The organism is Polynucleobacter sp. 30F-ANTBAC (assembly GCF_018882385.1).
Taxonomy (GTDB): domain Bacteria; phylum Pseudomonadota; class Gammaproteobacteria; order Burkholderiales; family Burkholderiaceae; genus Polynucleobacter.
Map to the genome: position 1 here is coordinate 1 of NZ_JACVON010000002.1, position 18,167 is coordinate 18,167.

Genomic DNA, 18,167 nt, shown 5'->3' on the forward strand with positions numbered 1-18,167 from the left:
AACAGTTCACGAACTTCCATTTCTACTAACTCTAACAATTCTGCATCATCAACCATGTCGCACTTGTTCATGAACACGATGATGTATGGAACGCCAACCTGACGAGCCAACAAGATGTGCTCACGTGTTTGTGGCATAGGACCGTCAGCAGCAGACACTACCAAAATAGCGCCATCCATCTGAGCAGCACCAGTAATCATGTTCTTAACGTAGTCAGCGTGACCTGGGCAGTCAACGTGTGCGTAGTGACGGTTCGCTGTCTCGTACTCAACGTGCGCTGTATTAATCGTAATACCACGTGCTTTTTCTTCTGGTGCAGCATCAATTTGATCGTAAGCTTTTGCTTCGCCACCAAACTTCGCTGACAACACTGTAGCAATCGCTGCAGTTAAAGTTGTTTTACCGTGGTCAACGTGACCAATCGTGCCTACGTTTACGTGCGGTTTTGTCCGCTCAAATTTCTCTTTTGCCATCTTTTCAGCCTCAATTATTTGAATACTAAATAAACTATGGTGCTCATGGGCAGGATCGAACTGCCGACCTCTCCCTTACCAAGGGAGTGCTCTACCACTGAGCCACATGAGCAAACTAATGCCACCATTACTGGAGCGGGTAGAGGGAGTCGAACCCTCGTCTCTAGCTTGGAAGGCTAGGGTAATAGCCGTTATACGACACCCGCCAGGCACTTCACTTACCCACAACAAAACAACTTAATACAAACCACAAAACTACTGGTGGGGAGGGATGGATTCGAACCAACGTAGGCGTAAGCCAACAGATTTACAGTCTGCCCCCTTTAGCCACTCGGGCACCTCCCCGTGAACCGCATATTATTACTTAAATCAACAGCTTTTGTCAAACTAAGTGACAATAAAACATAAAAAATCTTTGCAAAGCAAAACGCCCAGATCATACGATCTGGGCGTTTCTAAAAGGTGCCTGGCGATTACTTACTTTCACACGGGTAATCCGCACTATCATCAGCGTAGAGTCGTTTCACGGTCCTGTTCGGGATGGGAAGGGGTGGTTCCAACTCGCTATTGTCACCAGGCATAGAGGGTAGGTTGTCTGTTTTTCAACAAACAACCAAATTCGAGTAAGCAATTGGGAGTGACCGATCAAAAACGGCACTACATATTCGCACAAAAGTGCTTGTTATAGGATCAAGCCTAACGGGCAATTAGTATCAGTTAGCTTAACGCATTACTGCGCTTCCACACCTGACCTATCAACGTCGTGGTCTTCAACGACCCTTTATGGAGGTTAAACCTCCGGGAAATCTCATCTTCAGGCAAGTTTCCCGCTTAGATGCTTTCAGCGGTTATCTCTTCCGTACATAGCTACCCTGCGATGCTTCTGGCGAAACAACAGGTACACCAGCGGTACGTCCACTCCGGTCCTCTCGTACTAGGAGCAGCCCCCGTCAAATTTCCAACGCCCACGGCAGATAGGGACCAAACTGTCTCACGACGTTTTAAACCCAGCTCACGTACCTCTTTAAATGGCGAACAGCCATACCCTTGGGACCGGCTACAGCCCCAGGATGAGATGAGCCGACATCGAGGTGCCAAACACCGCCGTCGATATGAACTCTTGGGCGGTATCAGCCTGTTATCCCCAGAGTACCTTTTATCCGTTGAGCGATGGCCCTTCCATACAGAACCACCGGATCACTATGACCTGCTTTCGCACCTGCTCGACTTGTCGGTCTCGCAGTTAAGCACGCTTTTGCCATTGCACTTTAGGCACGATGTCCGACCGTACCAAGCGTACCTTCGTACTCCTCCGTTACACTTTGGGAGGAGACCGCCCCAGTCAAACTGCCTACCATGCACTGTCCCCGACCCAGATAATGGGACAAGGTTAGAACCTCAAACAAACCAGGGTGGTATTTCAAGGACGACTCCACCAGGACTAGCATCCTGATATCAAAGTCTCCCACCTATCCTACACAGATCGGTTCAAAGTCCAATGCAAAGCTACAGTAAAGGTTCATGGGGTCTTTCCGTCTAGCCGCGGGTAGATTGCATCATCACAAACATTTCAACTTCGCTGAGTCTCAGGAGGAGACAGTGTGGCCATCGTTACGCCATTCGTGCAGGTCGGAACTTACCCGACAAGGAATTTCGCTACCTTAGGACCGTTATAGTTACGGCCGCCGTTTACTGGGACTTCAATCAAGAGCTTGCACCCCATCATTTAATCTTCCAGCACCGGGCAGGCGTCACACCCTATACGTCCACTTTCGTGTTTGCAGAGTGCTGTGTTTTTATTAAACAGTCGCAGCCACCATTTTATTGCAACCCTTTTGCCCTCCTGTTGTTCACAGTCAAGCTACTTGGGCGTACCTTATCCCGAAGTTACGGTACCAATTTGCCGAGTTCCTTCTCCTGAGTTCTCTCAAGCGCCTTAGAATACTCATCTCGCCCACCTGTGTCGGTTTGCGGTACGGTCTTGTTAAACTGAAGCTTAGAGGCTTTTCTTGGAACCACTTCCGATTGCTTCGCGAGTAAACTCGCTCGCCTCACACCCTTGAATTACGCTAGCGGATTTGCCTACTAGCCTTCTCCAATGCAAGGACCGGGACATCCAACACCCGGACAACCTTCCGCGATCCGTCCCCCCATCGCATTTAACAATGGTACAGGAATATTAACCTGTTTCCCATCAGCTACGCATCTCTGCCTCGCCTTAGGGGCCGACTCACCCTGTTCCGATGAACGTTGAACAGGAAACCTTGGGCTTACGGCGAGGGGGCTTTTCACCCCCTTTATCGCTACTCATGTCAGCATTCGCACTTCTGATACCTCCAGCATGGTTCACACCACACCTTCACAGGCTTACAGAACGCTCTCCTACCATCACTTACGTGATCCACAGCTTCGGTAACCGGCTTAGCCCCGTTACATCTTCCGCGCAGGACGACTCGATCAGTGAGCTATTACGCTTTCTTTAAAGGATGGCTGCTTCTAAGCCAACCTCCTGACTGTTTTAGCCTTCCCACTTCGTTTCCCACTTAGCCCATTTTAGGGACCTTAGCTGGTGGTCTGGGTTGTTTCCCTCTTGACGGCGGACGTTAGCACCCGTCGTCTGTCTCCCGTGCTTGCACTCTTCGGTATTCGGAGTTTGCTATGGCGCAGTAATCCGCAATGGACCCCACTACCATGACAGTGCTCTACCCCCGAAGGTGATACACGAGGCACTACCTAAATAGTTTTCGGAGAGAACCAGCTATTTCCAGTTTTGTTTAGCCTTTCACCCCTATCCACAGCTCATCCCCTAACTTTTCAACGTTAGTGGGTTCGGTCCTCCAGTACGTGTTACCGCACCTTCAACCTGGCCATGGATAGATCAACTGGTTTCGGGTCTACACCCAGCAACTAACGCCCTATTCGGACTCGCTTTCGCTACGCCTCCCCTATTCGGTTAAGCTTGCTACTGAATGTAAGTCGCTGACCCATTATACAAAAGGTACGCAGTCACCCCTTACGAGGCTCCTACTGTTTGTATGCATGCAGTTTCAGGATCTATTTCACTCCCCTCCCGGGGTTCTTTTCGCCTTTCCCTCACGGTACTTGTTCACTATCGGTCGATTACGAGTATTTAGCCTTGGAGGATGGTCCCCCCATATTCAGACAGGATTTCACGTGTCCCGCCCTACTTGTCTCTAGCTTAGTTCGATTAATCGGTTTTCCCATACGGGGCTATCACCCTTTATTGCCGGACTTTCCATTCCGTTCTGATAACAGACTAATTAATACTAGAAGGCTGTTCCCATTTCGCTCGCCACTACTTTGGGAATCTCGGTTGATGTCTATTCCTCTGGCTACTTAGATGTTTCAGTTCACCAGGTTCGCTTCGCGTGACCTATGTATTCAGTCACGGATACCTCAAAAGAGGTGGGTTTCCCCATTCAGAAATCTACGGATCAAAGCTTATTTGACAACTCCCCGTAGCTTATCGCAGTCTATAACGTCTTTCATCGCCTGTAATCGCCAAGGCATCCACCACATGCACTTATTCGCTTGATCCTATAACGAGCACCATTGGTACAAGTTATAAGTTCTTCTCTATTTACTACACTTGTTGCGATATGTTTGTGCCGTAATCCAAGTAAATCTAATTACTTGAAGAACTATTTGTTGTTGATTCAATCAACTACCCATGTATATTGAACTCTCAATAAATTCAATATACGCATTGCTTACTCAAATTTTTAAAGAACAGCCGATAAAGGCAAAGATAAACACACAACATGTGCTTGTCTTTGCCATCATAAGTAATTGGTGGAGGATGACGGGATCGAACCGACGACCCCCTGCTTGCAAAGCAGGTGCTCTCCCAGCTGAGCTAATCCCCCAGCTTAATACTTGTTGCTAGGCTTGCTACTGATCTGTGGTGGGTCTGGAAGGACTTGAACCTTCGACCCCCGCCTTATCAAGACGGTGCTCTAACCACCTGAGCTACAGACCCGCGGCATTTCTCTTATCAACCGATAAGTGTGGGCACTAAAAATCAACATCTTTTCTCTAGAAAGGAGGTGATCCAGCCGCACCTTCCGATACGGCTACCTTGTTACGACTTCACCCCAGTCATGAACCCTGCCGTGGTCGTCGCCCCCCTTGCGGTTAGGCTAACGGCTTCTGGCAAAACCCACTCCCATGGTGTGACGGGCGGTGTGTACAAGACCCGGGAACGTATTCACCGCGACATTCTGATCCGCGATTACTAGCGATTCCAGCTTCACGTAGTCGAGTTGCAGACTACGATCCGGACTACGATGCATTTTCTGAGATTAGCTCCCCCTCGCGGGTTGGCAACCCTCTGTATGCACCATTGTATGACGTGTGAAGCCCTACCCATAAGGGCCATGAGGACTTGACGTCATCCCCACCTTCCTCCGGTTTGTCACCGGCAGTCTCTTTAGAGTGCTCTTGCGTAGCAACTAAAGACAAGGGTTGCGCTCGTTGCGGGACTTAACCCAACATCTCACGACACGAGCTGACGACAGCCATGCAGCACCTGTGTCCACTTTCCCTTACGGGCACCTAATGTATCTCTACTTCGTTAGTGGCATGTCAAGGGTAGGTAAGGTTTTTCGCGTTGCATCGAATTAATCCACATCATCCACCGCTTGTGCGGGTCCCCGTCAATTCCTTTGAGTTTTAATCTTGCGACCGTACTCCCCAGGCGGCTGACTTCACGCGTTAGCTACGTTACTCAGAAATAAATTCCCGAACAACTAGTCAGCATCGTTTAGGGCGTGGACTACCAGGGTATCTAATCCTGTTTGCTCCCCACGCTTTCGTGCATGAGCGTCAGTATTGTCCCAGGGGGCTGCCTTCGCCATTGGTATTCCTCCACATATCTACGCATTTCACTGCTACACGTGGAATTCTACCCCCCTCTGACATACTCTAGCTATGCAGTCACAATCGCAATTCCCAGGTTGAGCCCGGGGATTTCACGACTGTCTTGCATAACCGCCTGCGCACGCTTTACGCCCAGTAATTCCGATTAACGCTTGCACCCTACGTATTACCGCGGCTGCTGGCACGTAGTTAGCCGGTGCTTATTCTTCAGGTACCGTCATTCGCAGACTGTATTAGAGCTGCTGTTTCTTCCCTGACAAAAGAGCTTTACAACCCGAAGGCCTTCTTCACTCACGCGGCATTGCTGGATCAGGGTTTCCCCCATTGTCCAAAATTCCCCACTGCTGCCTCCCGTAGGAGTCTGGGCCGTGTCTCAGTCCCAGTGTGGCTGATCGTCCTCTCAGACCAGCTACTGATCGTTGCCTTGGTGAGCCTTTACCTCACCAACTAGCTAATCAGGTATCGGCCGCTCTAATCGCGCAAGGCCTTACGGTCCCCTGCTTTCCCCCTTAGGGCTTATGCGGTATTAGCACAGCTTTCGCTGCGTTATCCCCCACGATAAGGTACGTTCCGATATATTACTCACCCGTTCGCCACTCGCCACCAGGTGCAAGCACCCGTGCTGCCGTTCGACTTGCATGTGTAAGGCATGCCGCCAGCGTTCAATCTGAGCCAGGATCAAACTCTTCAGTTTAATCACTGTTGAGGCATTGCTGCCTCGTCGCTCACTCATTCAGAATCGACTCCAGTCTTACGACCGGAACCAAATTTACTGTTTTGTGAGTACTGCTTTTATATCTGTCCCGAAGGACTGGATGTCTTATCTCAGTACCCACATTTATCGGTTGACTACTTTTTAAAGAAGGCTGAAGTTGTTTCGTATTTCGAATCGCGTTCAGCAGAGAAACGAGACTTTGCCTGAGTTCAAACAACATGTCAACACCTTTGTGAGAAATATTTCAAATATTCCTCAAAATATTTTGTTATTTTCCGGTTATTTTTGATTAATTCGTTTAAAAACATATGGTTATTGATTTATTAGGGTAAACCCTAAATTTTTCTTTTTATTTTGGTTTTTGCGCGCTAGAATAGCTTGTGCACCGCAACAAATTAAGGCAATTGATGTTTGAAATTACAAAATCATTTAACCCGCGAAGAGTTCTTATCAGAGAGCTTCACTCTGGGCATAAAGATAAGATTTATTTACACCTTTTGAGTTTATCTGCTGAAGATAGAACGCTGAGGTTTGGCATGCACACTAGTGATGCGGTGATCAATCAATACGTCAATTCAATCGACTTTGTTAATGACTCTATTTTTGGAGTGTTTGATAACGATTTAAATTTAATTGGTTATGCACACTTAGGTTACCCACTTTCTAACGCTGCAATTAATCGTACCGCTGAGTTTGGCGTTTCAGTGAGTAAAGAGGGTAGAGGTAAAGGCATTGGGTCTGCCTTATTTAAAAGAGCTGCGATTCATGCTCGGAACACAAACATCAAGGTGCTATACGTTCACTACCTCTCACGTAATAAAGTCATGATGCACATTGCCAAAAAAGCAGGCATGTCTATTGAATTTTCTTATGGGGAGGCAGATGCTTACCTAACACTCCAACCGTCCTCTAATACAAGCATTGTTGCAGAGGCAGTTCAAGCACAGGTAGCTGATATTGATTATGTGGTTAAAAGAAATTTGCGCAATTCAAAATCTTTTTTCTTAAATATTTGGATGCTTGCAACTAGCAAATAAAAAAGAGTTCCGAAGAACTCTTTTTTTATTTCTGTCCATCGAGTCGGCGCCTATCTGCCTCAGAAATTAAATCAAAAAGTTTTGTTACTTGCTTAACGCCCGGTATTTCTCGAGCAATGTTAACGGCACGATTGGCCTCAGCATCAGTAACGATACCCATCAAATAAACTTTACTCGCTTCTGTAACAACTCGCATTGAATTAGATGGGACTCCCTGATTTGCAATGAATGAGCCTTTGATGCGCGTCGTTAAAAAGCCATCATTTGCTCGCGCTGATAAACCACTCAGCGGAGCCGGCACAAGCTCATTGAAAACCTCTGTTACATTCTTCATTGCCTTTATGTGACGAGTCACCTCTACCTTTAACTCTTCTGTTCTGGTCTCACCGGTTAACAATACTTTTCGATTAAATACAGTGACATTGACATGAACGTTATCGCCATATTTTTTAATTAAGAAGCTTTCAGCCTCAAGCTGAATACCTCTATCAATTGCTTGAGTGCCAGGATTTCTCCTGTCAGCAATCACCATCGCACCACCAGCGACACCGCCCGCAATTAAAGGGAAGCACCCTGTTAAAGATATTGCGGCAACAGAAGCGCATAGCAAGCTGATAGTGCGACGTTTCAATTGTTTATTCATTTTTATTTCTCACACCTTAATCTAAGATCAAATGATCAACACCATCACATAAACAATGTAATAACAATAAGTGAGTTTCTTGAATGCGAGCCGTACGATCTGCAGGCACACATAAATTGACATCGCTGCCTTTTAATAACTGACCAATCTTGCCCCCATCTTTACCAGTGAGCGCAATGACTGACATACCCTTTTCATGGGCGGCATTAATCGCTGTAATAACATTTCCAGAATTTCCGGATGTTGAAATGGCCAAAAGAACATCGCCTGGCTGACCTAGAGCTTTAACCTGTTTACTAAAAATAACTTCATAACTGTAATCATTGCCAATGGCAGTCATGATAGAACTGTCTGTTGTTAATGCAATTGCGGGCAGCTCTTGTCTTTCTCTCTCAAAACGGCCAACTAATTCGGCTGCGAAATGTTGTGCATCAGCAGCAGAGCCGCCGTTACCACAAGCCAAAACTTTTTTTCCAGAACTAAAAGTTTGGTGCAAAAGAGTAATTGCATCAACCACTTTTGAGGGCATCACCTCAAGAGCTTTTTGTTTTGTTGCAATACTGTCATTGAAGTGCCCAGCAACTCTTTGCGCTAATTTTGTTTTCATATCTGTGTTCATATGTAGATTATCCTCCGAAGAGTATGTCATTAAGGCTATATTACGCTTTAATGAATCATTGATTAATTGGGTTATTTTGACCCAAATAAAGGCAGTTATGGATTTTTTTAAATTTGCGTACAACCAAACGCTTCCTGCTGGCGCACTTTTTTTAGTGCCAACACCCATAGGAAACCTTGCTGATATAACAATTAGAGCGCTTTATATTCTTCAACAAGTTGATGGCATTGCCTGCGAAGATAAAAGGCATAGTGGCACTCTTTTAAGCGCTTACGGCATATCTAAGCCTCTGTATGCAATTCATGACCACAATGAAATTTCCGCAAGCGCCTACATCATTGACAAGCTAAAACAAGGAGAGCGTTGGGCATACATCTCAGACGCCGGCACTCCTGGCATTTCCGATCCTGGAGCGCTCTTGGCAAATGAAGTTATGAAGGTAAATTTGTCAGTCATTCCATTGCCTGGAGCAAGTGCCATTACAACTGCGATTTCAGGTGCGGGCGACTTTCTCAGAAACTCTGAAGGGCAATTTCAATTTTTGGGATTTTTGCCAAGTAAAGCAACCCAACGTGAAGCGATTCTTAAAGAAGCTCTAAAAGCATCCGTATGCTCATTTTTCTATGAGGCACCCCATAGAGTTGAGGCTACATTAAAAGCAATTGCCACGCTCATTGGAAGCCAGCAACGCGTGATGATTGCCAAAGAGTTAAGCAAGATATTTGAAGAAATTACCATTATTCAAGGCGAAGATCTAAATAAATGGATTACCCAAGTGAAATCTTGGCAAGGAGAATTTGTTATTGGGCTTGAAGCGGCTCCCAAAAAAGATAAAGTGAGTGCCTTGGATGAGGTAACCCTCCAATGGGTGGAGGCACTTGGCGATGAAGTGGGGCACAAAGATCTATCCGACATCATCGCTCGAATCACTGGCATGCCTAAAAAGGATGCTTACAAAGAGTTACTGGGCTTGAAGAAATAAAAACCCCGCTAATTGCGGGGTTTTTATTGTTTGATGATTTTATTTTGCTTCTGCTTTTGCTTCAGCCTTTACTTCCGGTGCTTTTGGTTCAGGAAATTTACCACCTGCTGATGCCGCTAAATAAACTACTGCACGACCCAACTCATAGTCAGAAATATCACTTGCGCTTGTGCCTCCGCGAGCTGGCATAGCACCCTTACCTTTAACTAAAGATGTCAACAAGCCATCATAGCCACGGCCCAATCGAGCACTCCAGCCGCCTGCATCACCGAACTTAGGGGCGCCAGCGGCACCAGAGGCATGGCATGAAGCGCACGCTTGCTTATAAATTTCTTCGCCCGTTTTGAATACTTTAGGACCAGAAGCGTCCTTAAAGTCCAACATGGCAACAGGCTTGATTAGATGATTTGCAGCCTCTGCATCAGCCCCCTTATTTTTACCGCTTCCAACATAAACCATTAAAAAAGCAATAATTATTAGCGGTACAAAAAAGCTAGCAAAAACCATAACCACCAATTGTTTTGGTGATTTAATCAAATTTCCGTGTTCTTCGCTCATGACGTATTCCCTTTAAATATAGCTGGAAAGCATTATAGCGATGATAATCCCTCACAGCTTTACAATCTTCAAAATTGCGACCGTAGTTCAATGGATAGAATTAGAGTTTCCGAAGCTCTCGATACAGGTTCGATTCCTGTCGGTCGCACCATGATCTAGCTCAAAAATTGCTCACAGAGCAAACTCTTTTGCTCAAAAACCTTTAAAATGGTGCATCTTGTAATTCTGTCCTATTAAAAAGGCCACTATGTCGCAAATAGAAATCGATATGAATCAACCAATCCCAGTCGGCGAACCGATCCCTCATCGTAAGGTGATTCGTTCTTGGCTAACACCTCTGACAGAGCGAGTAGTCGTTAAAGCCATCCTTCTTCAAATATTGGATACAGCTATCCTAACGGCAGGCATTATTGGCACTGTCTACTTTGAGTCTATTTGGGCTAAATTGCTTTTAGCTATTTTTTCTGGCTTCATGATTGGTCGAATTTTCATTCTTGGTCATGATGCATGCCATCAAAGTTTTACGCCTCATCGCTCCTTAAATAAGTTGCTAGGTCGTCTGGCGTTTTTGCCATCACTCACACCTTACAGCCTTTGGGAAGTTGGACATAATGTTGTTCACCACGGACAAACTAACTTAAAAGGGTTTGATTTTGTTTGGGCGCCCCTATCACTTGAGGAATACCAAAATCTACCTCTTGGCAAAAAAGTCCTTGAGCGCATCTATAGAAGTGGCTTTGGTCCTGCGGTTTATTACATGGTTGAAATTTGGTGGAACAAAATGTTTTTCCCAAGCAAAAAAGCTATGCCGGCGACACGCCCTGCCTTTTTATGGGACAACGTACTGGTTTCAGGTTTTGCAATTTTATGGATTGCAGCACTAGTAGTTGCTGCAACATATACAAATCAATCAATCCTGTTGTCTGTTGTAATGGGCTTTGTCATTCCTTTTATTTTTTGGAATGCCATGATTGGCTTTGTAGTCTATGTTCATCACACACATCCAAGCGTTTCTTGGTATTCAGATAAGTCTGAATGGTTAAGGGCTCAACCATTTGTATCAACTACGGTTCATTTGGTTTTCCCGTTCAAATGGGGAGCGGCGATGCACCATATCATGGAGCATACAGCTCATCACGTTGATATGAGTGTTCCTCTCTACAAGTTAAAACAGGCTCAAAGTAAGCTTGAAGAAATGCTTCCAGGAAGAATTATTATTCAAAAATTCTCTTGGGCCTGGTACTTCAATACGGCTAAGCTTTGCAAACTTTATGACACTCAAAAGAAATGCTGGCTTGATTTCAAGGGCAATAAAACAGCTGACTCAATCAAGATTGTGCTCAGTTAATTCGAATAAAAAAGCGCCCGAAAGGGCGTTTTTCAAAAAGAAGTTAAAATAGCAGGCTAATACTTATAAAGATGTTCTTATGACAACGCCGCCAACCACATTGGAAAGCAACACAAGAGTAATGAAGTTCTGCTCTTCGTGTAGCAGAGAGAAGCCCCTAGAAGGTGGCACTTGGATTCCAACAAGCAATCGTAAACAACGCTGGATTTGTGCGAGCTGTTTATATAACAGAACTCACCGCACAGGCTCTGCTAAGGCTTAATTAGCACCATCTCCAACATACGGATTGTGCTGTCTCTCTTCCCCAAACGTTGAGTTCGGGCCGTGTCCAGGTATAAATGTGATGTCGTCTCCCAGAGGAAAAAGTTTCTCTCTAATTGAGCGAATCAAGTCTGCATGGTTGCCGCGTGGAAAGTCTGTTCGTCCAATTGACCCCGCAAAGAGGACATCTCCAACAACCGCTAAACGATCATCTGCACTATAAAAAATGACATGGCCAGGGGTATGCCCCGGACAGTGCTTGACTAGGAGCTGCACTGCCCCAACAGACACAGTGTCATTATCATTTAGCCATTGTTGTGGGGTAAACGCCTCTGCAGCACCAAAGCCAAAGCGCTGACTTTGAAGGGGTAGTTGGTCTAGCCAAAACTTTTCATCCTCATGCGGCCCAATGATCTCAACACCCAACCTCTGAGCAAGCTCAACAGCCCCTGCACAATGATCAACGTGACCATGAGTTAACAATATTTTTTCTGCTTTAGCACCAGATGTTTCTAATGCCTCAAGAATTTTAGGTAAATCACCGCCAGGATCAACAATGGCCGCCTGGTTGGTCTTTTGGCAAATTAAGATAGAGCAGTTTTGCTCAAAAGGAGTTACTGGGACTAGGATCACTTTTAATGTCATAGCCCAGATTATCCTAAGAATTTAATAAATTACCAGCTTGATTCGCGATCTGGCGTTGCTGTAATTTTATGTATAGTCAAATCAGCGCCGTCAAACTCTTCTTCAGGGCTTAAGCGCAGCCCCATTAGCGTCTTTAGAAGTCCGTACACAATAAAACCTGCAACCAAAGCAATGACGACACCGGTACTGGTTCCAATCACTTGGGCTAAGAAGCTGACGCCCCCTAAGCCGCCCAACGCGGGCTGCCCAAAAATACCAGCACAAATACCGCCTAGCGCTCCACAAAGTCCATGTAATGGCCAAACGCCCAATACATCGTCAATTTTCCAGCGATTTTGAACCAAGGTAAACATCACTACAAAAAGAGCCCCCGCCAAACCGCCGACAACAAGGGCACCCATGGGGTGCATCAAATCAGACCCAGCACACACAGCTACTAAACCAGCTAAAGGCCCGTTATAACTAAAACCAGGATCATTTTTACCTAATGCCCAAGCTACAATCGTTCCGCCAACCATTGCCATCAATGAGTTCATAGCAACCAAGCCACTCAATTTATCAACTGTTTGAGCACTCATCACATTAAAGCCAAACCAACCAACAGCTAAAACCCAAGCACCCAAGGCTAAAAAAGGAATATTCGATGGCGGGTGAGCTGAAATACGACCGTCTTTTGTATAGCGACCATGTCTTGCGCCCAACAATAAAACGGCGGGCAAAGCAATCCATCCACCAACTGCATGCACGACCACTGACCCTGCAAAATCATGGAACTCAAACCCTGTTAAACCTTTTATCCAGGCTTGGAAACCAAGTTGCTGATTCCAAACCATTCCCTCAAAAAATGGGTAGATAAAACCAACCAAAATAAATGTTGCGATCAGCTGTGGATTAAATTTTGCTCTTTCGGCAATACCGCCTGAAATAATGGCAGGGATAGCTGCTGCAAAAGTTAACAAAAAGAAAAATTTAACGAGCTCATAACCATTTTTCTGGGCTAGAACCTCAGCGCTGGCAAAGAAATTGACGCCGTAAGCAATACTGTAGCCAATAAAGAAATAGGCAATGGTTGAAACAGCAAAATCTAGCAGAATTTTAACCAATGCATTAACTTGGTTTTTCTTCCTGACTGTTCCAAGCTCTAAAAAAGCAAAGCCTGCGTGCATAGCGAGCACCATAATGGCGCCAGCCATGATGAATAAGGCATCGACGCCTGATTTAAAGTTATCCATAAACCAACTCCTCAAAGGGTTTTAGTAAAGTAGCATGATTATCTACGCACACCAAGGGTGGCTAATCATGAATTGCACCATTTTTGTGCACAATTAGCCTTTGGAGTTCGCCTATCCCTTGGGTACAATTAATCATCGATGGGAGAGTTTGGTAAAACCAACGCCGAAGGCGCAACGCCCATGAACGCTCAGGCAAACGGACCGTCGATATTTACACTCTGGAGAGCTGCATTCAATTGCACACCGAAGGGGCTAAAAGATTGCAAACGGTTTGCGATCTTCAATCTCTCAGGTAACAGGACAGGGGGGCATCAATTCCTTTGAGGAGTTTGGATGTCTGTCGCCCCGAATCAGTTGAAACGCACCATACTATTTGAGACTCACCAATCTGCTGGCGCAAAGCTAGTTGATTTTGGCGGATGGGAAATGCCTGTTAACTATGGCTCCCAAATTGAAGAGCACATTTCCACAAGAACCTATTGCGGTATTTTTGATGTCAGTCATATGGCAGCAGTTGATGTGATTGGCTCTGATGCCAAGCCATTTTTAGAAAAAGTTTTAGCTAATGATGTGAACAAACTAAAAAATAATGGTCAAGCACTTTACAGTTGTTTGCTAAACCATGAGGCTGGCGTTATTGATGATCTAATTGTTTACCGACTAGATCCTAATTACAGATTAGTTATTAATGCAGCAACCGCTCATACCGATCTAGACTGGCTCAATCAAGAAGCAAAGTGTTTTTCACAAGTTAAGCTTATTCCAAGGCGAGCAGATCTTATTGAATGCCAAAACCCTCAAGGCATGATTGCTGTTCAAGGACCTCGTGCACTTGAGTTAATCGCAAAATCAATTCCTGCACTTGCACCAGCATCCCATGAACTAAAAGTTTTTCATGCGCGTTGCATTGATACATCTTTTGGCGAAATCATGATTGCACGCACAGGCTATACGGGTGAGGATGGCGCTGAATTATTAGTACCAATAGATCAAACTGCTAACATTTGGAATAAATTAGTTGAGGCAGGTGCCAAGCCAGCAGGCCTGGGTGCCAGAGACACCCTTAGACTAGAAGCAGGTATGAATCTTTATGGTCAAGACATGAACGATAAAACCAATCCATTAGATGCTGGTCTTGGTTGGACAATTGATCGGTCAAGTGAACGAGCATTCAATGGCAGATCAGCTCTTGATAAACAAAAGCAACAGTTTGTATTCTTGGGTTTAATTTTGAATGACAAGGGTGTTTTAAGAGCGCATCAAATTGTTAAAACTGCTGATGGAGAAGGTGAAATCACCAGCGGCACATTTAGCCCATCTCTACAAAAATCAATTGCTCTTGCAAAGCTTCCGATAAATACAAAAATTGGTGATTTAGTCAAAGTAGTAATTCGTGACAAAGAATTAAATGCAGTAGTTGTAAAACCCCCTTTCGTACGCCATGGCAAAGCCTTGGTTTAATTTTTGGAGAACTTTATGAACATACCTCAAGACCTACACTACACAGAATCACACGAGTGGATTCGCAAAGAAGCTGACGGCACAATCACCGTTGGCATCACCGATCACGCCCAAGAAGCTTTAGGTGATATCGTTTTTTTGGAGCTTCCGGAAATTGGCAAAACCTTTAATGCTGGCGAAGCTTGTGCAGTAGTTGAGTCTGTTAAAGCAGCCAGTGATATTTATGCGCCCCTCAGCGGTGAAGTTATTGCAAATAATGAAGCGGCTGTTAGTGCGCCAGAATCTGTGAACACGGATGCCTATAGTGCTTGGCTATTTAAAATTAAACCAACCGATATTTCTACGGTTGACGCATTACTTTCAGCCGACGCCTATACCAAAACAATTGGTGCATAAACAATGAAAAGCTCTCTGACCTCTCTTGAAAATCATGACGGATTTTTAGCGCGTCATATTGGACCTTCTCCAACTGATGAAGCATCCATGCTTCAATTCCTTGGGTTTAAAGAACGCGTTAATTTAATTGACGCGGTTGTACCTAAGAACATCAGAAATAAAGATGCGTTACCTTTGGGCGATTACTCTTTCGCGAAGGGAGAAAATGAAGCCTTAGATCTATTGGCAAGCATCGCCAATCAAAATCAAGTTTTCAAAACCTTTATTGGTCAGGGATACTTCAATAACATTACCCCTGGAGTAATCCAAAGAAATATTCTAGAAAATCCTGCTTGGTATACGGCCTATACACCTTATCAACCCGAAATTTCTCAGGGTCGTCTTGAGGCAATTGTTAACTTTCAACAAATGTTGATTGATCTTACCGGGATGGATATTGGTAACGCATCCATGCTTGACGAAGGGACTGCTGCTGCAGAAGCAATGACGCTAGCACTGCGCACTTGCCAATCAAAATCGAATACGTTCTTTGTAGCTGAAAATGTTTTGCCGCAAACTCTCGCCGTTATTAAAACTCGAGCGAAGCCTCTTAACATTGACATCAAAGTTGGCCCAATAACTGAGGCTAGCCATGCCGACGCCTTTGGGGTATTGCTTCAGTACCCAGGCGTTGACGGTGAGATCGAAGACCAATCAACTTATACAAAAATTGCTGAGGCTATTCATACAAAAGGTGGCTTACTAATTGTTGCCGCCGATCTGTTAGCTCTGACCCTTTTAACTCCGCCCGGGGAGTGGGGCGCAGACGTAGCGGTTGGTACAGCTCAACGATTTGGAGTGCCAGTTGGATTTGGCGGCCCTTCAGCGGGCTACCTTGCAACAAAGGACGCCTATAAAAGAAGTATGCCTGGTCGTTTAGTTGGCGTGACCATTGATGCACAGGGTCAGCCAGCATATCGTCTAGCCTTGCAAACACGCGAGCAACATATTCGCCGCGAAAAAGCGACGTCTAATATTTGTACAGCACAAGTTTTATTGGCCGTCATGGCAAGCATGTATGCAATCTATCATGGTCCAGAAGGGCTAAAAAAGATTGCGCTTAAAGCTCATCGACAAACCAGTATTTTAGCTTTGGCTTTACAGAAACTAGGTCTAACAATTACTAACCAACACTGGTTTGACACCATTACGGTTAAAGTGCCTGATGCTGAAAAAATTCATGCTCAAGCTAAAAAACAAGGTTGTAACTTTAGAAAAATTGATGCGCAACACGTTGGCATCTCCTTGGATGAAACAACTGGTCGTCAAGAGCTCAATCTTATCTGGTCAATTTTTGGCGGGCAGGGCGGTCTTAATATTGATGACTTAGATAAAGAGGCAACCCATGCCATTCCAAGCACATTAATTAGACAAAGCGCTTATCTCACGCATCCGACTTTCAATCGTTATCACTCAGAACATGAAATGCTTCGCTATCTTCGCAGCCTAGCAGATAAAGACTTGGCTCTTGATAGAACGATGATCCCATTGGGCTCTTGCACAATGAAGTTAAATGCAACAAGCGAAATGATGCCTGTTACTTGGCCCAACTTTTCTCAAATTCATCCTCTAGCACCAGAAGAACAGTGGGGTGGTTATGCCAAACTCATTGAAGACACTGAGCGCATGATGTGTGCTGCAACTGGGTATGCTGCAGTTTCATTACAACCCAATGCTGGTTCACAAGGTGAATATGCAGGATTATTAGTTATCCGTGCATATCATGACTCCAGAGGAGAAGGGCATAGAAATATTTGCTTAATTCCTTCTTCTGCACACGGCACCAATCCAGCATCAGCTCAAATGGCCGGCCTTCAAGTTGTTGTTGTTAACTGTGACACTAACGGTAACGTAGACCTAGTAGATCTCAAAGCAAAAGCAGAGCTGCACTCTAGCCATCTTGCAGCCATCATGATTACGTATCCAAGTACTCATGGTGTATTTGAGGAAGGTGTTCAGGAATTATGTGACATCATCCATCATCATGGAGGTCAGGTCTATATCGACGGCGCCAATATGAATGCGCTTGTTGGCACTGCAGCTCCAGGCCATTTTGGCGGAGATGTTAGCCACTTGAACCTTCATAAAACCTTCTGCATCCCTCACGGCGGCGGTGGCCCAGGTGTTGGCCCTGTTGCAGTCCGTTCACATTTAGCCCCATTCCTACCTTGCTCATTCACAGCTGGAACTGCAAATAAGTGGAATGATCTCGAATGGATGCGAATTAGCGCTGCTCCATTTGGCTCAGCGTCTATTTTGCCAATTTCATGGATGTATGTTGCCATGATGGGTTCTGATGGTCTAGCTAAAGCAACAGAGGTGGCTATTCTCTCAGCCAACTATGTTGCTCGAAAACTAGAGCCTTACTATCCTGTTTTATATAAAGGCGCCAATGATCTCGTTGCACATGAATGCATTCTTGATTTAAGGCCTTTGCAAAAAGAAACTGGCATCAGCAATGAAGATGTTGCTAAGCGATTAATGGATTTTGGTTTTCATGCCCCAACGATGAGCTTCCCCGTCCCTGGAACACTCATGATTGAACCAACAGAAAGTGAATCTAAGTTTGAGTTGGATCGTTTTATTGAAGCCATGGTAGCCATTGCTGATGAAATTAAAAAAGTTGGCAATGGTACTTATGACAAGATTGATAACCCACTTAAAAATGCACCACATACTGCAGAGCTTGTTTTATCCAATGAGTGGAAGCACTCTTATACTCGCGAGGAAGCAGCCTATCCAGTTGCTAGACTTCGTAGGAATAAATACTGGCCACCAGTTGGTCGTGCAGATAATGTCTACGGTGATAGAAACTTATTTTGCACGTGTGTGCCTATTGCTGAATATGCTTAAGTAAAT

Annotated in this window: 12 protein-coding genes, 6 tRNA genes, 3 rRNA genes and 1 riboswitch; of the genes, 7 read left to right on the forward strand and 14 right to left on the reverse strand. The window is 45.1% G+C overall.

Annotated features, from left to right (window positions below):
- From ICN28_RS05540 to ICN28_RS05580, 9 genes are all read right to left on the reverse strand, one after another.
- Positions 1–473: GTP-binding protein (locus ICN28_RS05540; RefSeq protein WP_216286944.1), on the reverse strand; the 473-nt coding region annotated here is incomplete at its 3' end.
- Between the two features lie 37 nt (positions 474–510).
- Positions 511–585, reverse strand: a tRNA-Thr gene (locus ICN28_RS05545).
- 19 nt (positions 586–604) lie between these two features.
- A tRNA-Gly gene (locus tag ICN28_RS05550) sits at positions 605–679 on the reverse strand.
- A gap of 53 nt (positions 680–732) precedes the next feature.
- Positions 733–818, reverse strand: a tRNA-Tyr gene (locus tag ICN28_RS05555).
- Between the two features lie 119 nt (positions 819–937).
- Positions 938–1,051: ribosomal RNA gene (gene rrf / locus ICN28_RS05560) — 5S ribosomal RNA — on the reverse strand.
- Between the two features lie 108 nt (positions 1,052–1,159).
- Positions 1,160–4,031 (reverse strand): 23S ribosomal RNA (locus tag ICN28_RS05565).
- Positions 4,032–4,284: 253 nt separating this feature from the next.
- Positions 4,285–4,360 (reverse strand) — tRNA-Ala (locus ICN28_RS05570).
- 36 nt (positions 4,361–4,396) lie between these two features.
- Positions 4,397–4,473: transfer RNA gene (locus ICN28_RS05575), tRNA-Ile, on the reverse strand.
- A gap of 60 nt (positions 4,474–4,533) precedes the next feature.
- Positions 4,534–6,066, reverse strand: a 16S ribosomal RNA gene (locus ICN28_RS05580).
- Together the 16S, 23S and 5S rRNA genes with 5 tRNA genes alongside form the textbook arrangement of a ribosomal RNA operon.
- A gap of 428 nt (positions 6,067–6,494) precedes the next feature.
- Here ICN28_RS05580 and ICN28_RS05585 point away from each other — a divergent pair.
- On the forward strand, positions 6,495–7,124 hold the full coding sequence (locus ICN28_RS05585; RefSeq protein WP_216286945.1) for a GNAT family N-acetyltransferase: 630 nt from the start codon (positions 6,495–6,497) through the stop codon (positions 7,122–7,124).
- 25 nt (positions 7,125–7,149) lie between these two features.
- Here ICN28_RS05585 and ICN28_RS05590 read toward each other — a convergent pair whose 3' ends face one another.
- Both ICN28_RS05590 and ICN28_RS05595 read right to left on the reverse strand, forming a co-directional pair.
- Positions 7,150–7,767: a BON domain-containing protein gene (locus tag ICN28_RS05590; RefSeq protein WP_216286947.1), complete on the reverse strand. Its 618-nt coding sequence runs from the start codon at positions 7,765–7,767 to the stop codon at positions 7,150–7,152.
- Between the two features lie 16 nt (positions 7,768–7,783).
- Positions 7,784–8,374: a phosphoheptose isomerase gene (locus tag ICN28_RS05595; protein ID WP_370626462.1), complete on the reverse strand. Its 591-nt coding sequence runs from the start codon at positions 8,372–8,374 to the stop codon at positions 7,784–7,786.
- A 109-nt stretch (positions 8,375–8,483) separates the two neighbouring features.
- On the opposite strand from ICN28_RS05595, the gene rsmI reads away from it, so the two are divergent.
- Complete coding sequence (rsmI, locus tag ICN28_RS05600; protein WP_216286950.1) at positions 8,484–9,368, forward strand: 16S rRNA (cytidine(1402)-2'-O)-methyltransferase; 885 nt, start codon at positions 8,484–8,486, stop codon at positions 9,366–9,368.
- Between the two features lie 39 nt (positions 9,369–9,407).
- On the opposite strand, the gene ICN28_RS05605 is transcribed toward rsmI, so the two are convergent.
- Entirely contained in the window at positions 9,408–9,926 is a 519-nt protein-coding gene (locus ICN28_RS05605) for a cytochrome c5 family protein (RefSeq protein WP_216286952.1), read from the reverse strand.
- Positions 9,927–10,002: 76 nt separating this feature from the next.
- Here ICN28_RS05605 and ICN28_RS05610 point away from each other — a divergent pair.
- Positions 10,003–10,077, forward strand: a tRNA-Arg gene (locus tag ICN28_RS05610).
- A 96-nt stretch (positions 10,078–10,173) separates the two neighbouring features.
- Entirely contained in the window at positions 10,174–11,274 is a 1,101-nt protein-coding gene (locus tag ICN28_RS05615; RefSeq protein WP_216286953.1) for a fatty acid desaturase, read from the forward strand.
- A 258-nt stretch (positions 11,275–11,532) separates the two neighbouring features.
- On the opposite strand, the gene ICN28_RS05620 is transcribed toward ICN28_RS05615, so the two are convergent.
- Together ICN28_RS05620 and ICN28_RS05625 are read right to left on the reverse strand one after the other, a co-directional pair.
- Positions 11,533–12,180 carry an MBL fold metallo-hydrolase gene (locus ICN28_RS05620; protein WP_216286954.1) on the reverse strand — a complete coding sequence of 216 codons (648 nt, stop codon included), beginning with the start codon at positions 12,178–12,180 and terminating at the stop codon, positions 11,533–11,535.
- A gap of 29 nt (positions 12,181–12,209) precedes the next feature.
- A complete protein-coding gene (locus ICN28_RS05625) occupies positions 12,210–13,412 on the reverse strand; it encodes an ammonium transporter (protein WP_216286955.1) in 1,203 nt (400 codons plus the stop codon).
- A 129-nt stretch (positions 13,413–13,541) separates the two neighbouring features.
- Positions 13,542–13,626, forward strand: a riboswitch (glycine riboswitch).
- Positions 13,627–13,745: 119 nt separating this feature from the next.
- Between ICN28_RS05625 and gcvT the strand changes: the two genes are divergently transcribed.
- From gcvT to gcvP, 3 genes are read left to right on the forward strand one after another with little or no spacing between them, the layout of a single operon-like run.
- Positions 13,746–14,873 carry a glycine cleavage system aminomethyltransferase GcvT gene (gcvT, locus tag ICN28_RS05630; RefSeq protein WP_216286956.1) on the forward strand — a complete coding sequence of 376 codons (1,128 nt, stop codon included), beginning with the start codon at positions 13,746–13,748 and terminating at the stop codon, positions 14,871–14,873.
- A 15-nt stretch (positions 14,874–14,888) separates the two neighbouring features.
- Entirely contained in the window at positions 14,889–15,269 is a 381-nt protein-coding gene (gene gcvH / locus ICN28_RS05635; protein ID WP_216286957.1) for a glycine cleavage system protein GcvH, read from the forward strand.
- Positions 15,270–15,272: 3 nt separating this feature from the next.
- Entirely contained in the window at positions 15,273–18,161 is a 2,889-nt protein-coding gene (gcvP, locus tag ICN28_RS05640) for an aminomethyl-transferring glycine dehydrogenase (protein ID WP_216286959.1), read from the forward strand.
- The last annotated feature ends 6 nt before the right edge of the window (positions 18,162–18,167 follow it).